The sequence below is a fragment of the Alsobacter soli genome, assembly GCF_003004785.1.
Classification (GTDB): Bacteria; Pseudomonadota; Alphaproteobacteria; order Rhizobiales; family Beijerinckiaceae; genus Alsobacter; species Alsobacter soli.
This window is the reverse complement of sequence record NZ_PVZS01000007.1, coordinates 112,007-127,426: the sequence shown is the minus strand read 5'-3', so window position 1 is coordinate 127,426 and position 15,420 is coordinate 112,007. Positions and strand designations below refer to the sequence as shown.

14 protein-coding genes are annotated in these 15,420 nt (G+C 68.2%); 2 read left to right on the top strand and 12 right to left on the bottom strand.

What is annotated here, in order from left to right; translation table 11 throughout:
* Position 1: 1 nt before the first annotated feature.
* Genes SLNSH_RS08195 through SLNSH_RS08185 form a run of 3 tightly spaced genes read right to left on the bottom strand, consistent with a single transcriptional unit; the run spans position 2 to position 2,030 of the window.
* On the bottom strand, positions 2 to 352 hold the full coding sequence (locus tag SLNSH_RS08195) for a DMT family transporter (RefSeq protein ID WP_106336192.1): 351 nt from the start codon (positions 350 to 352) through the stop codon (positions 2 to 4).
* A complete protein-coding gene (locus tag SLNSH_RS08190) occupies positions 349 to 1,305 on the bottom strand; it encodes an arginase family protein (protein WP_210202490.1) in 957 nt (318 codons plus the stop codon). The genes SLNSH_RS08195 and SLNSH_RS08190 overlap by 4 nt, the downstream gene beginning before the upstream one ends.
* Complete coding sequence (locus SLNSH_RS08185) at positions 1,296 to 2,030, bottom strand: HAD-IB family phosphatase (protein WP_106336191.1); 735 nt, start codon at positions 2,028 to 2,030, stop codon at positions 1,296 to 1,298. Before SLNSH_RS08185 ends, SLNSH_RS08190 begins: the two co-directional genes overlap by 10 nt.
* Before the next feature lie 223 nt (positions 2,031 to 2,253).
* Here SLNSH_RS08185 and SLNSH_RS08180 point away from each other — a divergent pair, with 223 nt between their 5' ends.
* Positions 2,254 to 3,072, top strand: a complete 819-nt coding sequence (locus tag SLNSH_RS08180; protein ID WP_106336190.1) for a MipA/OmpV family protein — start codon at positions 2,254 to 2,256, stop codon at positions 3,070 to 3,072.
* Between the two features lie 8 nt (positions 3,073 to 3,080).
* On the opposite strand, the gene SLNSH_RS08175 is transcribed toward SLNSH_RS08180, so the two are convergent.
* Positions 3,081 to 4,424 carry an aspartate aminotransferase family protein gene (locus SLNSH_RS08175; RefSeq protein ID WP_106336189.1) on the bottom strand — a complete coding sequence of 448 codons (1,344 nt, stop codon included), beginning with the start codon at positions 4,422 to 4,424 and terminating at the stop codon, positions 3,081 to 3,083.
* A gap of 380 nt (positions 4,425 to 4,804) precedes the next feature.
* On the opposite strand from SLNSH_RS08175, the gene SLNSH_RS08170 reads away from it, so the two are divergent.
* Positions 4,805 to 5,278, top strand: coding sequence for a DUF2147 domain-containing protein (locus SLNSH_RS08170; protein ID WP_158266719.1), 474 nt, complete (start codon positions 4,805 to 4,807; stop codon positions 5,276 to 5,278).
* Between the two features lie 32 nt (positions 5,279 to 5,310).
* On the opposite strand, the gene SLNSH_RS08165 is transcribed toward SLNSH_RS08170, so the two are convergent.
* The 8 genes from SLNSH_RS08165 to SLNSH_RS08135 all read right to left on the bottom strand — a co-directional run bounded on the left by SLNSH_RS08165 (position 5,311) and on the right by SLNSH_RS08135 (position 15,404).
* Positions 5,311 to 6,558 (bottom strand): SAM-dependent methyltransferase, encoded by a 1,248-nt coding sequence (locus SLNSH_RS08165; protein ID WP_106336264.1) that lies wholly within the window; start codon positions 6,556 to 6,558, stop codon positions 5,311 to 5,313.
* Positions 6,559 to 6,715: 157 nt separating this feature from the next.
* Positions 6,716 to 7,618, bottom strand: a complete 903-nt coding sequence (locus SLNSH_RS08160; RefSeq protein ID WP_158266718.1) for a methyltransferase domain-containing protein — start codon at positions 7,616 to 7,618, stop codon at positions 6,716 to 6,718.
* Positions 7,619 to 8,020: 402 nt separating this feature from the next.
* The gene (locus SLNSH_RS24860; protein WP_158266717.1) at positions 8,021 to 8,164 is read right to left on the bottom strand and encodes a hypothetical protein; all 144 of its coding nucleotides are present in this window, start codon (positions 8,162 to 8,164) and stop codon (positions 8,021 to 8,023) included.
* A gap of 289 nt (positions 8,165 to 8,453) precedes the next feature.
* Complete coding sequence (locus tag SLNSH_RS08155) at positions 8,454 to 9,890, bottom strand: NAD(P)/FAD-dependent oxidoreductase (protein ID WP_106336186.1); 1,437 nt, start codon at positions 9,888 to 9,890, stop codon at positions 8,454 to 8,456.
* A gap of 44 nt (positions 9,891 to 9,934) precedes the next feature.
* On the bottom strand, positions 9,935 to 11,017 hold the full coding sequence (locus SLNSH_RS08150; RefSeq protein WP_106336185.1) for a hypothetical protein: 1,083 nt from the start codon (positions 11,015 to 11,017) through the stop codon (positions 9,935 to 9,937).
* On the bottom strand, positions 11,014 to 12,564 hold the full coding sequence (locus SLNSH_RS08145; protein WP_106336184.1) for a class I adenylate-forming enzyme family protein: 1,551 nt from the start codon (positions 12,562 to 12,564) through the stop codon (positions 11,014 to 11,016). The genes SLNSH_RS08150 and SLNSH_RS08145 overlap by 4 nt, the downstream gene beginning before the upstream one ends.
* Positions 12,565 to 12,582: 18 nt before the next feature.
* Positions 12,583 to 14,355 carry an ABC transporter permease subunit gene (locus SLNSH_RS08140; protein WP_106336183.1) on the bottom strand — a complete coding sequence of 591 codons (1,773 nt, stop codon included), beginning with the start codon at positions 14,353 to 14,355 and terminating at the stop codon, positions 12,583 to 12,585.
* The gene (locus SLNSH_RS08135) at positions 14,352 to 15,404 is read right to left on the bottom strand and encodes an ABC transporter ATP-binding protein (protein WP_106336182.1); all 1,053 of its coding nucleotides are present in this window, start codon (positions 15,402 to 15,404) and stop codon (positions 14,352 to 14,354) included. The genes SLNSH_RS08140 and SLNSH_RS08135 overlap by 4 nt, the downstream gene beginning before the upstream one ends.
* Between the last annotated feature and the right edge of the window lie 16 nt (positions 15,405 to 15,420).

The window sequence follows — 15,420 nt, the reverse complement described above, 5'->3', positions numbered from 1 at the left end:
CTCACGCAGCGCTGATGCAGACGAGGGCGACGCCCAGGGTGATGATGGAGGCTCCGAGCCAGCGCCGGGCGGATACGCGCTCACCGAGCACGAACCGACTGGTGAGCAGCACGCCGCAATAGGCGAGGGCGGCTACCGGAAAGGCGACGCTCAGCGGCGCCTCCGAGAGAACGGCGAGCCACAGCAGGATCTCGAGCGCGTAGGCGGCCACGCCGGCGAGCGTCGTCGGGTTTGTGAGGACCTTGCGCCATAGCGGGCCGTCGTGGCTCGACAGGCCCAGCTTGAAGGCGGTCTGGCCCGCGACGTCCAACAGGATGGTCGCGGCGAAGAGGGCGGCGATTATGGGAGTCACAGCACCTCCTCCAGGAGATCGAGGAGGCGGGCATTCGTGCTCTCGTTGAGCCCCAGGTCTCGCGGAGCGCGGCGCGGCTGGTCCAGCCACGCTTCTGCGATCTTCATGGGGTGACGATGACCGGCGGGGGAATAGTCGCCGCACAGGTCGACGCCGAGGACCCGGCAGGCGCGCGCCAGGGTGGAGACGGCCTGCTCCAGCAAGGGAAGGGGCAGGGCGCCCTGGTCCCAGTTCGTGGCGGCCTCATCGGGCGCCAGCACGTCCTTGTCGATCGTGATCCAGACCGCCTCGGTGGGAAGGCGGGCGACCAGGCGGGCCAGAAAGCCGGTCCAGTCCTCCCCGGCGAGGTTGGCCCATTCGAGCTGGCCATGGGCGACCACATGGCCGGGAACGGGGGCATCGTCCCGGTCAAACGCGGTCGGGGTCCGGTACCAGGGGTGCAATTCGAGCTTTCCCGAGCGGAGGGCGGCGAGGTTCTCGCCGGCTCGGTCGAGCTGGGCGAGATCGTCGCTGCAGCACCCGATGGTGATCACACGCGCCACATGGGGCATCTTGAGCGCGGCGTTCACCCAGGAGCCGCAATGCCGGCGGGGGAATGTCCACGCCCAGTCCGGATGGTTGTCGAAGTGGATGACGGTGAGCGGTTCGGCCCGACGCTCGATCAGGGCCGCAGTCAGATGGTGGTAATCGCCCGATCCCAGCAGGAAGATCTCGGGCGCGCCCGAAGGAGCGGGCAGCCGGCGGGCGAAGGCGGCGTAATCGCGGTCCCACGCCCACAGACGAAGCTTGCGTCCCACGTCGCGCAGGTCGAGCCGGGCCGCGGCCCCGGCTGCGATGCGGTGGCGGATCGGCGGCTGGCTCGGTTGGCTGCCGTCGAGGTCCAGCACCGTCACCACCGGGGCTTGCCTCGGGGCGAGACCGGCGCGCAGCGTGGTGGCGAGCGTTACAGCCATGACGCGGCCTGTCCTTCCAGGATGCGAGGGGCGGCTCCGAAGCAGCGCTCCAAGCCGGCGACGACGTCGAAGAAGGTCGTGAACGGCTCGACCGGCCGCCTGTGCGCCCGCATGTGGCGCAGCAGCGTGGAAGGCCCGGACGGGCCCTCCTTCGCGAACACCAGGTCGGCGGAGCCGGCGAGGCAGATGTCGGAGCGGCCATCGCCGATCACGACCGTGAGCGCGTCGCTCTGGAAGGGGACGCCCGAGCGGCATTTGCAGTGCGCCGAGTCCGCCGCGCAGCCCGAGTCCGCATGGGGCGTCTGGAGCGCCCAATCCCCTTCGGCGTCACGCGTCAGGCCATTCGCCCGGAATGGGACCGTCAGATCGAGGCGCTCCAGGATGCGCCGGATCGCATAGTCCAGGCCGTCGCTCACGATCTCGAGCCGAAAGCCGCGCAGCGCGCAGTAGGCGACGAACTCGCGAAATCCGACCTCGACCTCGATCCCGTCGATCACGGCGTCGATATCGGACGGCTCTCCCCGAAGCAGGCTCACCTGCCGGGTCAGGCATTCGCGGGACCCGATCGCGCCCGTCGTCCAAAGTTCCTCGACGTCGGTCCAGGTAGGATCGGCCCAGGCCTCCAGCAGCGCGTCCGTGACGTCTTGGCGGGTGACGGTGCCATCGAAGTCGCACAGGATGCGGAGGGACGGCGCGGAGGTTCGCACAGGTGATCGACAGTTCATGGTCCCCTCTGGGCAACCCTCGTGCCAGATGGGCGGCGGTGGCTAAGGCGTTGATGTTTCGACTGGTCATGTTCCACGCCCCGGGACCTTGACGCTTCCAAGCTCCAAATTTTGGAGATCACCCCGAATAAGCGTGCTGGCCGGGGTGGGCGGCGCGACGTAAGGTTTGAACGTCAGCGGGGCGTGCGCTCCCCGCAGGTTTCATCCACTTGCGAACCGACTCGTGACCCTTCGTCCCGTCCTGATCGCTCTGACATGCCTGGCCTTCAGCGGCGCCGTGCGCGCTGCGGATGCGCCGCCCGTGACGAGCCCCGAGCCCGCCTCCGGGTGGATCGTCACCATGGGCGCGAACCTCTCGGCAGCGCCCCGCTACGACGGCGCGGCGCTCTATGACGTCTATGCGCTGCCATCGTTCAGCATTCGCCGCGCCGACGAGCCGGCTGGCTTCTCGGCCCCGGACGACGGGTTCGATTTCACCCTGTTCGGAAACGAGCGGTTCGCCATCGGCCCGGTCGCGAACCTGCGTGGTGGGCGCTATCGCTCCTCGAACCACGACCTGAACGGCCTGAGAGACGTGCCGTGGACGATCGAGGGCGGCGTCTTCGCGGAGTTCTGGCCGGTTCTCGACCGCCTGCGCATGCGCCTGGAGGTTCGCCACGGGTTTCGTGGGCGCGCCGACGGCTTCGTGGCCGACCTCTCGTCCGACTGGGTGCAGCGGTTCGGCAAGTTCACCCTGTCCGGCGGTCCACGAGCCTCCTTCGCGGATTCCGACTACATGGACGCGAACTTCGGCGTGCTTCCGAGCGAGGCGGCCCTGAACCCGCGCGTCTACGCCTATGATCCCGGGCCGGGGCTGAAGTCCGTCGGGTGGGAGACCGCGTTGAGCTACGCGTGGTCCGACGCCTGGACCACCACAGGCTACATCCGCTACGACCGGCTCGTGCGAGACGCCGCCGCGAGCCCGATCGTGCGTCGGATGGGCTCGCGGGATCAGCTCACGGTGGGGACGGAGATCACCTACTCCTTCGCGATCGGCCGCTGAGGCGGGGCTCAGGCGCCCCGCAGCAGCTCCTGGGCCGTGTCACGGGCCGCGTCCAGGGTGGCGTCGACGTCTTCCGCCGAGTGGGCGGCCGACACGAAGAGGTTCTCGTACGCGCCCGGGTGGAAGAGCACGCCGCGGCTGAGCATGCCGCGCCACCACCGATCGAAGAGGGCCTGGTCGGCGTGGCGCTCCGCCTCGCGGTAGTTCCGGATCGGCTTCTCGGAGAACCAGACCTGCATGAGCGGGCCGAGGCCGACCACATGGGCGGGAAGCCCGGCGTCCTGCAGGACGTCTTCAAGCCCCAGCCGAAGCCGGTCGGACACCGCGTCCAGGTTTTCGTAGAATCCCGGGCGGGCCAGCATGTCCAGGGTGGCGTTCGCGGCCGCGATCGCGATGCCATTGGCTGTGTAGGTGCCGGCCATCGACACGCGGCCCTGGTCCACCAAGGACATGACGTCCCGTCGTCCGCCCATGGCCGCGACCGGGAAGCCGCCGCCCAGGCCTTTCGCGAAAACGGAGAGATCGGGCTTGATCCCGAGCCGTCCCTGGGCGCCGGCCAGGCCAAGCCGGAAGCCCGTGATGACCTCGTCGAAAATCAGCAGAATGCCAGCCTCGGCCGTGATGGCGCGCATGGCCTCGAGATATCCCGGCTCTGGCAGGATGCAGCCCGTGTTGCACATTAGGGGTTCTGTCAGCACGGCGGCGATCTCGTGCCCATGGGTCCAAACAACGTCGCGCAACGCGTCGGCGTCGTTCCACGGCAGGATGATGAGGTTGGCCTCGACGCCCTTGGGCATCCCCGGCCCCTGCGCCACCGGTTGGGGACGGCTGTCCGGGCCGGCCTTCTCGAGCGAGGGATGCTTGCTCCAGTACACCGCGTCCGAGAAGCCGTGATACATGCCCTCGAAGCGGACGATCTTGTGCCGGCCGGTGAAAGCCCGGGCCAGGCGCGTGGCGTAGAGCACGGCCTCGGTCCCGGTGTTGCAGAGCCGGACCTGCTCCACGGAGGGGAGGGCGGCGACGATCTTCTCCGCCAGCACGGCCTCGTCCGCCGTGGGCAGCGCGAACACCGTGCCGCGGTTCTCGATGAAGTCCACGACCGCCTGCGTGACCTCCGGCGGCCGGTGGCCCAGGATCATCGGTCCCAGGCCCAGCAGGTAGTCGATGTAGACGTTGCCGTCCGCATCCTCGATGCGCGACCCCGTTCCACGCTCCACGAAGAGCGGATAGGGCGTCCACCCCGACCAGGTGGCGCGGGCGGTGCTGTTGACGCCGCCCGGAATGACCCGGCGGGCCGCATCGAACAGGACGCCGCTCCTCGCGGTGCGGGAGTGGGCAGGCATGTAGTTCATGGGAAGCTCGCGCTGGTGTGGAGGAGGTGGGACGGAACGGAGCCGTGGCTCGCGCCAGTGGTCGAGATGTCTTCGCAACCTCCGTGCCAGCATCAGGCGCAGCGCTAAATGCTTGAAACAAGGAGCGCCGCCGCCTCTCCAGAGTATTGAACGCGCACGCATGGCTCCAAAAAATGGAGGTCCCACCAAAACGTGTTGAAGCGCCCGCGCTACTCTGAGTTCAGCGAGAATTGACCTGGGGCTGGCTCCACTTTCGACTTGATGCAGCGGCGCTGAACGTCCACATACTCGCCCATCGGATGCTAGGAACGCGACATGGCGGGAACGGCCGTGATCCCGGCCTGATCGGGCCTGTTCTCACCCCCAACGAGGCCGCAGCCATGGTCCGAACTCCCCTTGCGCTTCCACGCACCGCGGCGATCGCTGTTCTCGCGATGCTGGCGTTCGCCTCCGTGACCGCCGCCGGGCCCAAGGGGCAGGATCCCATCGTGGGCGAGTGGGAGCAGGTCGACGAGGATGGCCAGGTTGGCGCCTTCGTCGCGCTCAGGGAGCGCGGCGGCGTCGTCGAAGGCGTGATCGTGAAGGTCTTTCCCGAGCCGGGCGAACCCGAGAATCCCGTGTGCAGCCGTTGCCAGGGCCCCCTCAAGGATGCGCCGGTGGTCGGCCTGACGGTGATCCGGGACCTGAAGCGAACGCCCGAGGGCTACCGGGGCGGTCAGATCCTGGACCCCGACACGGGGGACACATACCAACTGGAGGCGAAGCTCCGCCCGAATGGCCAGGCCCTGGAGGTTCGCGGCTTCAAGGGCGTCTCCCTGTTCGGCCGCACCCAGGTTTGGCGCCGCCGGTCCTGATGGGCGAGCAGGGGGCGAACCGGTGCGAGTTCCTAGGCCTGCGCCGGCGCCCTTGACGCTTCCGCTCGCGTAGCGAGGCTAGCGGACATGTAATCGCGCGTGCGCGGCAGAGCGCGCGCCGAGCGGGCCAACTGGATCTGGAACACCACCAGGTTCTCGTGAAGGAACGCGCACTCGGCCGCGGCCAGATAGAATTCCCACATGCGGCAGAGCCGCTCGTCGTAGAGGGCCGCCGCCTCGGCGCGACGCCGCTGGAAGCGGCGAGCCCACTCCGCCAGGGTCAGGGCGTAGTGGAAGCGCAACACCTCCACGTCCGTGACGATCAGGCCGGCGCGCTCCACGCGAGGCACGATCTCGGAGAGTGACGGAATATCGCCGCCGGGGAAGATGTATTTGTCGAGCCAGGGGGTCACGAAGCCCGGCGCTTCTGACGAGCCGATCGTGTGGAGGACCATGACCCCGTCGTCAGCCAAGAGACGGGCCGCCTTCTGGAAAAATGTTCGGTAGAAATTTACGCCGACGTGCTCGAACATGCCGACCGAAACGATCCGGTCGAAACGGCCCTCCAGACTTCGGTAGTCGGTCAGCTCGAACCGGACTCGATCCTCCAGCCCCGCATTCGACGCGCGCTGGCGGGCCACCCGGATTTGCTCCTCCGCAAGGCTGACCCCGAGAACCTCGCCAGCGCCGGCGTCGGCGAGAGTGAGCGCCAGTCCGCCCCACCCGCAGCCGATGTCCAGGACGCGCGAACCGGGCCCGAGGTGAAGCTTTGCGGCCAGCCGTCGCTTCTTTGCCGCCTGGGCCTGCTCGAGCGTATCGTCGTCCTTGGCGAAGTAGGCGCAGCTGTACTGCATGTCCTCGTCCAGGAAGAGCCGGAACAGGCGCTCGTCCAGGTCGTAGTGATGGGCCACGTTCCGCCGCGACCGCGCCGGCAGGTTTGAGCGCGCAAGCCGGCGCGCGCGAAAGCGGACGGCGGCCAGGACCCTCGCGAGCCACGGTTGCGCTTGTGCCTCCGCATTCTCGTAAAAGAGGCCGAGGATGTCGCGGATGGATCCGGCTACCGGGACGAAGCGCCCGTCCATGTAGAGTTCGCCGAAGCGCAAATCGGGGTCGAGGGCCATCAGGGCCTGGGCCCGCCGGTCCGTGAAGCGCGCTGCGAGCGCGGGACCGCTTCCATCCCCGAAGCGCCGGACGTCCCCCGAAGCGAAGGTCACGGCGAGAGATCCGCGATGGATGGCGCCGTGCAGCCCTCTGGCCAAGAGCCGCTCGATCAGGTCCATGAGTCCCCCAAAAATCGGATGCGGAACGCGCCGGCGCACGCGCAAGCGCGAGCCCGCCGCTTGCCGCATGCAGGTTGCAGCAAGCTGCGGCGGAGGAGTCAAATTGGCTTTGTGCAAGCCAGTCGGGGACGCCTTTACCAGTCAGGCCAAGTTTGGCCTACGTCGCCTTCGCGACGGCCGCCCTGGCGAATTGCGGGGGAGAGGCTGTCTGCCTCATCGACTGCAGCAGGGAACTGCTCGTCGAGAGATCCCGGTCGCTCAGGTGCCGGTAAGGGCAGGCGAGCTGGCTGCGGTCGATGCCTGACGACCGTTCGACGCGCACCTCCGTCAGGATGCGCCATCCCATGTCTTGCAACAGGGACACGTACGCCGAATGAGGCACGCGGTTGGTGGCGTGGCGCCTGTTGCCCACCGCGAGCTTCCAGAGCGGTTCGGAACAGGCCCAATGGCCGTTCCACTCGGTCGTGATCCCGATCGACTGGAACGTGACCTCGTGGGACATCACACCGTCTGGCCTCAGCCACCGCGCCATTGCGGCGTACGCGGCCGGGATGTCTTCAACGAACTGAAGAACGCCCTGCGAGAACACCAGGTCGACCGACGCATCGTCGATCATGTCGGCCGTCCACGGAGCGTGATAGCAGATCGGTCCGTCGCGGCGGTCCGTGCCGAGCGCGGCGAGGGCCGCGCGGATCCGGCCTACCCGATCCGGGCTGAGGGCCGCTTCAAGGCGGGCCGGCGTCAGCAGATCCGACGGAAACGCGTACGAGCGCAGCGGGGGCTGAACGCGTGGGAACTCCCGCTGATCTGGGATGGGCGCGCGATTCCGGAAGAGTTCGACCAGCTCGTCGAACACGCGCAGGTTCGTGGCCCTGTCGGCGTATCGGACCGCATCAAGCGCAATGTAGCGCTCGGCTCCGCACAGGAGGGCGGCGAGGCCGGCGCCGAGCGAGTCGCCTGGGCCAAGTTCGGCCACGGTCTCGAAGTCCGTCGGCAGCCCATGCTCATGAAGCATGCACAAGTGACGCAGCCAGACCGAATAGCAGTAGCAGGAGGACACCGTGCCTCCCGTTCTCCTGCCGGTCAGGCTTCGGAGCCCGGGGACGAGCGTGGCAAGGCCAACCGCAAGCATACGTGGGCTGATCAACAAGTTACCCTCCAGCGTTGGAGCCGGGGTATACCGTCAAGCCCTTATTGAACGTTCGGCGCAGCAGGTTGTCACGTTACCATTCGGTCTGGAAAGAAGATGTTTCACTCGTTTCGGACCAGAGGAGAGCTTTCCGGACGGGCTCCGGAGGCGTTCCGAACGGCGGGTTGGTTCGCCTTCTGCGCTCGCCAGTGCGTTAACAGGACGGATCCCGCTGAAAGATCAGGCGGCCGACTGGTCCAGTCAGGCGAAGCAATCAAGCGAGCCGCCGCCTCAACGGGCGCACTTGTTCCGGCGTCTCATCGCGCCCCAAGATCACTCCGGGAAGCGGGCGGTCAGGCGGCGCTGCGTGGCCAAGGCTTCGGCGTAGGCTTCGCAGAACAGGCTGAAAAAGCGAGCCAGTCGGGCCAGGAGGCCCTCACGCGGGCCAGTGGTTTGGGAGAGCGCAAGCGCGGTCATTCCACGATTCCTTCGAGAAACGGTCTTTGCGCGGTCAAATAATCCCATTGCTGCAGCGCAACAATGGCTTGCTCGCCAATGCTGCTATGCAAAAATCTTCGGGCCGCCAGGGTCGGGGCTTGCAAGCATGGACGGTGATCGCCTTCACCGCAGTCATCTAGAGCGCGTCAGGCGCTCATCACGAAAGGAGCAGCCAAACCTCTGCCGCTGGCAGGCCAATGGTGGGAGCGGGCGAGGGACAGGAACTGAGCTTCCGAGCGTCCGCTCGGGCCGAGAGCCGAAATCCCGTCTAGCGCATTCCCACCTTGATGTTCAGCGCCCGCGGCAACCAGGCTCCGAAGCGCGCCGCCGTGCCGGGTTGTTCCCCGCGGTCCTCGGCTTCCTCGCAGGACAGGATCGCCGCGCGCACCATACGTCCTCCCACCGTCTTGAACGGTTCGGGAGGAAAGCGCGGCGGCGACCGCCGGCAGAAGAGCGACTCCGTCCAGGCGTTGCGCTCGCCCAGGATCAGGGACGAAAGGCATTCCCCCCCGATGCGGGTCGCGTTGACCCCATGGCCGGAAAAGCCGCAGCCGATATGCACCCGACCCTTGTCGGACGTTTTGAAGAACGGCAGCCGGTCCGCTGAGATGTCGATCCCGCCGCCCCAAGCCTTGGCGATCCCAGATCTGCCGAGATCCGGCAGAAGGCGCCACAGGGCCTCTTGCGCCCTGGCGGCGGAGGCCTCGTCCTCGTTCATGGCGCGGTCGTGGTAGCGGGCGTTGAACGCGATGGGTCCGGAGCCGGAGCCCATGAGGATGCGGTCACCCTGCGCCTTGCGGAAGTAGTGGAGGAACATGCGCAGGTCGGCGACGCCCTCGTCAGCCGGCCAGCCGATGCGCTCGTGCATGTCCGGGATGGGCTCGCTCATCACGGCGTACGACGAAAAGACGGCCAGGTGCGCCGAGGCCAACGGATGGGTGGCGAGCGCGACATTGGTCGCTAGCACGACCTGCCTGCAGCGGATTTGGCCCGAGTCCGTGTGGACGACGCATTCGTCCGCCTCCTCGATCCGCGTCATGCAGGTGTGCTCGAAAAGGCTCACGCCCGCCTGGACGCACGCCTTGCGCAGTTCTCGCGCCAGCCGGGCAGGATGGAGGTTCGCGCCCTCCGGGTAGAAGATGCCCCGGCGGAACTTCGGCGATCGGATGCGCCGGTCGAGTTCGGCCTTGTCCAGCCGCACCGCGGTGTCGGGCGCGCCGAGGCGGCGGGCCGCTTCCAAGGCGAGATCCAGCTTCCCGTCCTGCGCCTCCGAGGTGGAGACGCGCAGGTTGCCGGACTCTCTCCACCACACATCGCGCCCTGGGGCCGTGCAGAAGGCGCGAATGGCGTCCTGCGCCATCGTGCCCAGGCGCGCGGCCTCGAGCGCGCCGTCGGGGCCGACCGTCGCGGAGAGACCCCGCAGCGCGGCCCAGTAGCCGTGGACCTTGCCGCCGTTCATCCCGCTGGCGCCGGCGCCGCAGATATCCGCCTCGATCAGGGCCACCCGAAGATCGGGCTTGCGCTCCTTGAGCAGGAGGGCCGTCCAAAGTCCGGTGAAGCCGCCGCCGACCACTGTGACGTCGGCTTCGAGAGAGCCGCGCAAGGCCGGGGTCTCGGGAGCGTCCCGCTCGCTGGCGAGGGCTTCGTCAAGCCACCAGGAGATCTTGGTGGGCTTGGCCGTCTGCGGCGCGGTTCGGTCGAGCATGGTCGCAAGCTCTCGGCAAGAGGGGGCTGGGCGGCGCCGCCGGGTCAGGAGGTCGCTTCGAGACGCGCGCGAAGCCGCTGCATCTCGAGGTAGACGTCCTCGATGTCTCGAACATCGAAGCCCTTGGCGAGGTCCGGCGAATGGATTGCGAGCAGGTCGCGCAAACGCCCAGTGTAGGCGGCCCGTCCCTGTCGATCGACGACGAGGCCCTTCTCGGCCTCGAACGAGCCGTTCCAGGCGATCGCATCGTCGCGAGACAGGCCGGCGGGAAGATGCAGTTCGAGAGCGCCGCCGCTCAGGCGAACCGGATAGCCGCCCGGCAATCCATGCGGGCCGGGGACATGCCCGGTCCAGTCATCGCCCGACGAAAGCGCCAGGAACAAGGGCGCGCCGGACGCGCCGGAGACGTCGATCACCGGCTCGGGGGTCAGCTTCACGTCGCTGAACGCCTCGAACACACCTTCGATCTCCCGGCCGTCGATCCAGACCCGCGGCGGACGGCCGGTCCGGCCTTCCCGGGGCAGCCGGAACGGAGCCAGGTTCTGGTAGTGGGCCAGAATCTTGATGCGGGAGGGATCGAGGTCGCGGGCGCCCGCGAACACGGAAGACAGGATCGCGACGTTCCCGATGCCGCAGAGCACCGGGTAGCCCATGGCGGCGATGAGGCCGTTGACTACGTCCGGGAACGAGCAGTTGACGAAACGGATATCCCGGCCGGCCGCGGCCGTCGCGGCTGCGACCCGGGACGAGATCAGCGCTTGGGCCACCGCCGTGGCGCTGAGGCCCCCGTCGCGCACCAGGGCCGACCAGGCGTCGTCCGTCCGCGCGATCACGGCGGAGGTCTGGACGGATGCGGCCTGCACCACGAGCCGGGGCGCGGTCGCCCCAAGCATCTCGGCCGCGGCGCCCTCGGCCAGAAGGTCCACGCCGAATTCCGCGAAGCGGGCCGGGGTCCCGAAGATCTTGGCCCTGGCGTTGGCGGCGGTCACCAGCCAGGACAACCGCTCCCGGTTGCGCCCCGCGATCACGCAGCGCACGGGCTTGCGGGCGATGGCGGCCATGTCGAAGGCGATCCGGGCCGCGAAGGCGCCCGTGCCGGACAGGAGAATGTCGCATCCTTGGCTCATGACGCGGCCCTTCCCACGGCGCGGCTCTTCGCGAGCCGGTCGAAGCAGTCGTCCAGGCGGGTCGAGAGCTTGCCCTTCATGATGCGCTGGCTCGCCGTGCGCTCGAAGTCGGGGACAAGAGCAAGGTAGCGCGGGTTCTGGTAGGGCGCGAGACGCGCGCCCAGCCAGGCCGAGAGCGCCTCCTCGCTGGCCCGGCGCCCCGGCTTGAGCTTCAGGAAGAGCTTGATATCCTGCTCGCCGATGTCGGACGGCACGCCGACCATGGCGCAGTCCTCCACGTCCGGGTGGCTGGCGGCCACATGCTCCACTTCCCAGGCGGAGACGTTTTCGCCGCGGCAGCGCACGCTGTCGGTCATCCGGCCGTGGAAGAACATGTCGCCGCCGGCGTCGAGGGAGCCGAGGTCGCCGGTGAATAGCGCGCCGTCGCGGAGCGCCCGGGCCGTGGCTTCCGGATTGTCGAAGTACCCGGGAAAGATCGCGCCAGGGAGCGACGTGCGCACGACGATCTCGCCGCGTTCGCCCGTCGCGACCGGCTGGCCGGCGGCGTCGAGCAGGTCGACCGTGAACCAGGGGACCGGCTTGCCGACGCTGCCGACCAGCCCTGTGTCGTTGTAGGTCGTGATGCTCGAGGCCTCGGTCATGCCGTAGCACTCGCGCACGTGGACGCCGAAGCGGTCCTGGAACTGCGTCCAGATATCCGGGGGGCACCCGCCGCCCCAGGCGACCCGCACGCCGTGGGTCCGGTCGAGCTCGGAAGGCGGCTGCTTGAGCAGAAGCTGCAGGATCCCGCCCAGATGGTGGATATGGGTGGCGCCCTCGGCCCTGGCCTGGGTCCAGAACTGGCTGGCGCTGAATCGGTCCACCATGGCGAGGCGGATGCCGTGCGTCATAGGCAGGGGCAGGAGCTGGGCGCCGCCGATGTGGTAGAGGGCCTCCCAGACGAAAAAGACGTCTCCCGGCCGTCCAGCCGAGACGAGCCCGACGGCGTGGCTCGCGAGCAGGAGCATGCGGTGGGTGACGATGGCGCCCTTGGGGCGTCCGGTCGTTCCGGACGTGTACATAATGGCGAAGCGGTCATCGAGGCTCGGAGCGGGCTCCTCGAAGGAGGCGGGCCCGGAAAGCGCATCCTGCAGCGTTCCCTTCGCGTCGTCCGCATGCCAGAGGCTGGGGACGGCCCGCCCGTCCAGCGCTTCCGCGATGGAGGGCTCGAAATCTGCGTCCGCGATGACGAAGGCCGGCCGCGAATGTTCGAGCTGGTAGCGCAAGCCCTCGCCGCGCTGCTGGGCGTTCACGGGAACCCAGACCAGACCGGCCTTGGCCAGGGCGAAGATGACGGCCAGCGCTGCGGCGCTGTTGCGCATCATCACCGCCACGTGCGCACCCCGCTCCAGGCCCTCGTCCCGCAGGCGCGCGGCGAGCGCGGCCGACTGGCGGTCGAGCGCGGTGTAGGTGACCGGCGCTCCGTTGAACCGGGCGTAGGCGCCGTCCGGATCGCGCCGCGCCTGCTCGCGCAGCAGTTCCGACAGGACCGTCTGTGTCGGGTTCATGCCGTTATCCTTTAGTGCCTACGCCGTCCGTCGCAGCCGCTGGGCGACCAGCAGCAGGGCGGTGACCACCACGAAGACGACCGTCGAAACGGCCGCAAGCGTCGGATTGAGCTGTAGGATCATGTCGTCCCACATTTGTTTCGGCAGGGTCGTGGCGATGCCGCCGCTGATGAAGATGGCGATGGTGAGTTCGTCGAAGGACGTGATGAACGCAAACAGGAAGGCTGCGACCAGGCCGCCCCGGATGATCGGGACCGTGACATAGGCGAGCGTGCGCGCGCGATTGGCGCCGAGCGTCGCGGCCGCCTGGTCGAGGCGGGGGTCATAGGTCTTCAGAATGGCGGTGACGGTGACGACCGTGAAGGGCAGGGCGAGCACCGAATGGCCGATGACGAGGCCTGTGTTGGTGGCCACCAGCCCCAGCCGGGCGAACAGGTAGAACATGCCGACCGCGATCACTACGCGGGGCACGATCATGGGCGCCAGGAAGAAGGCGAAGATAGCGCCGCCGAAGCGGGTTCGCGATCCCGCAAGAGCAATCGCCGCGGCTGCGCCGATCACCGTGGAGACCAGGGCGGTCGCGAAGGCGACGCCGAAGGAGCGTAGCGTGGCCGCGATCCACAGGGGCGACGAGAAGTACGTGTCGAACCAGCGGACGGAATAGCCCGGCGGCGGGAAGGACAGAAACTCCGAGCTGGTGAAGCCGATCGGGATGACCAGGAGCGTCGGCAGCACCAAGAAAGCGATGATGAGCCAGGATGCAGCGGGCAGGAGCCCCGCCGTGACCCGTCGTCCCAGAACCGCGCGGGCGCCTGCAGCCAAGGCTTCCGAAGCGCTCGCGAGCAGCGCGAGCGCCTCGATCCCGACCCGTCGCAGCTTGCCGTCGGTCTCCACGGACGCGCCGCCCGAGATCGAGGACATGCCGAAGACGCGATCATAAATCCAGAAGGCCGCGAGCGCGGTGGCCAGCATCATCACGGCGAGGGCGCCGGCGAAGGACCAGTTCAGCAGCTCGGAGATCTGGGTGATGATCAGCTGGGCGAGCATGGTCTGCTGCGGCCCGCCCAGGAAGGCCGGCACGATGAAGAAGCCCAGGGACGAGATGAAGACCAGCAGGCCGGCGGCCGTGACTCCGGGCAGGGACAGCTTGAAGTAGACCATCCAGAAGGCGTGGGAGGGGCTTGCCCCCAAGGTCTGGGCCGCGGACACGAGCCGCCTGTCGATGCTCGTCAGCACGGGCAGCATGGTGATCACCGCGAGCGGGACCATGCTGTGAACCATGCCGACCATGACGCCGAATTCGTTCTGCAGCAGCGGCAGGGGCCCGTCCACGACGTGTGCGCCCATCAGCAGTTTGTTGATGACGCCGTTGCGGCCCAGGATCAGCATCCAGGCGAAGGTCTTGACGAGATAGCTCGTCCAGAAGGGCACGACCACGAACAGCAGCGCGCGGTTCCGCACGGCTTCGGACAGCGATGCGATCCAGTAGGCGAGGGGGTAGCCGATCAGGAGCGAGAGCACGGCGGTGCTGCCTGCGACCCTGAAGGTGATGCCCAGAACCCGGAGATACACGTCCGTGCTGGCGATGCGGGCGAAGGAGCGCAGGCTCCAGCCGCCGCCTTCCGGGTCCGTCACAGACAGGAAGAGCAGGCTCGCAACCGGGTACAGAAAGAACACCGCCAGGAAGGCGAGCCCGGGCGCAACCAGCCACGTGGCGGTGAGCCGGACGCGGGCGCTGCGGGGCGCCAGTGGCGCAGCGCCTTCCGTGGACGACGATGACGCCACACTCATGGGACGAGGACCGCGGCGTTGCTGTCCCACCCGATCGTGACGGTCTCGCCCATCGCGGGCGCCCGCTGGTGGGACGGGAGGCGGAGCGTGACGTCCTGGTCTCCGGCGCTGCGGACGATGATGCGGGTCTCCGACCCTGCGTAGACGGTTTCCCGCACCAGGCCGGCGAGGGCGTTTTCGGGGCGGCCGCCCAACTGCAGTTGCTCGGGCCGCACCACGAGTCCACCGCCATCGCCAGTCGGGGCGCATTCGGAGGGAAGACGGAATACCCCCTGCGGAGTCTCCAGGCAGATGCGCTCGCCCTCTGTCCGGAACGTTCCCCGGAAGATGTTGGAGATCCCGATGAAGTCCGCCGCGAAGGCCGTGCGGGGCTTGCGGTAGATGTCCTGCGGCGTCCCGAGCTGTTCGATGCGTGCGTGGTTCATCAGGCAGATGCGGTCGGACAGCGCGAGCGCCTCGTCCTGATCATGCGTCACGTAGACGATCGTGGCGCCGCTGTCGCGATGCAGGCGCTTGATCTCGATCTGCATGTGGTCGCGCAGCTTCTTGTCCAGCGCCCCGAGCGGCTCGTCCATCAGGATGATCGAGGGCTGGTAGACGAAGCAGCGCGCCAGCGCGACCCGCTGCTGCTGGCCGCCGGACAGCTCGCGCGGGAATCGACCCGCAAGGTGCCCGAGATGGACCATGTCGAGAGCTGCCGCCACCCGGGTCTTGATCTCGGCGCTCGGACGCCCGCGCATCCTCAGCGGGAAGCCGATGTTCTCCGCGACGGTCAGGTGCGGAAACAGGGCGTAGTGCTGGAACACGAGCCCGATGTCCCGACGATACACCGGGACGTCGGACTGGTCCTGCCCGTCGATGAGGATGCGGCCGGAGGTCGCCTCCACCAGCCCGCAGATGAGCTGGAGGAGGGTGGTCTTGCCCGACCCGGACGGACCCAGGAGCGTCAGGAACTCCCCCTGGGCCACCTCGAGCTGCGTTGGTTCGAGGGCCGTGACCTGCCCGTACTTCTTGCACAGGCCGTCTACGTAAAGCTTCGATGGCGTCATGCCGCACTCTCTCGGT

Bases quoted from the DNA above. Each gene is read 5' to 3' on its own strand.
- SLNSH_RS08190 (WP_210202490.1), bottom strand. From the start codon at position 1,305: ATGGCTGTAACGCTCGCCACCACGCTGCGCGCCGGTCTCGCCCCGAGG.
- SLNSH_RS08185 (WP_106336191.1), bottom strand. From the start codon at position 2,030: ATGAACTGTCGATCACCTGTGCGAACCTCCGCGCCGTCCCTCCGCATC.
- SLNSH_RS08175 (WP_106336189.1), bottom strand. From the start codon at position 4,424: ATGAACTACATGCCTGCCCACTCCCGCACCGCGAGGAGCGGCGTCCTG.
- SLNSH_RS08170 (WP_158266719.1), top strand. From the start codon at position 4,805: ATGGTCCGAACTCCCCTTGCGCTTCCACGCACCGCGGCGATCGCTGTT.
- SLNSH_RS08165 (WP_106336264.1), bottom strand. From the start codon at position 6,558: ATGGACCTGATCGAGCGGCTCTTGGCCAGAGGGCTGCACGGCGCCATC.
- SLNSH_RS24860 (WP_158266717.1), bottom strand. From the start codon at position 8,164: ATGACCGCGCTTGCGCTCTCCCAAACCACTGGCCCGCGTGAGGGCCTC.
- SLNSH_RS08155 (WP_106336186.1), bottom strand. From the start codon at position 9,890: ATGCTCGACCGAACCGCGCCGCAGACGGCCAAGCCCACCAAGATCTCC.
- SLNSH_RS08150 (WP_106336185.1), bottom strand. From the start codon at position 11,017: ATGAGCCAAGGATGCGACATTCTCCTGTCCGGCACGGGCGCCTTCGCG.
- SLNSH_RS08145 (WP_106336184.1), bottom strand. From the start codon at position 12,564: ATGAACCCGACACAGACGGTCCTGTCGGAACTGCTGCGCGAGCAGGCG.
- SLNSH_RS08140 (WP_106336183.1), bottom strand. From the start codon at position 14,355: ATGAGTGTGGCGTCATCGTCGTCCACGGAAGGCGCTGCGCCACTGGCG.
- SLNSH_RS08135 (WP_106336182.1), bottom strand. From the start codon at position 15,404: ATGACGCCATCGAAGCTTTACGTAGACGGCCTGTGCAAGAAGTACGGG.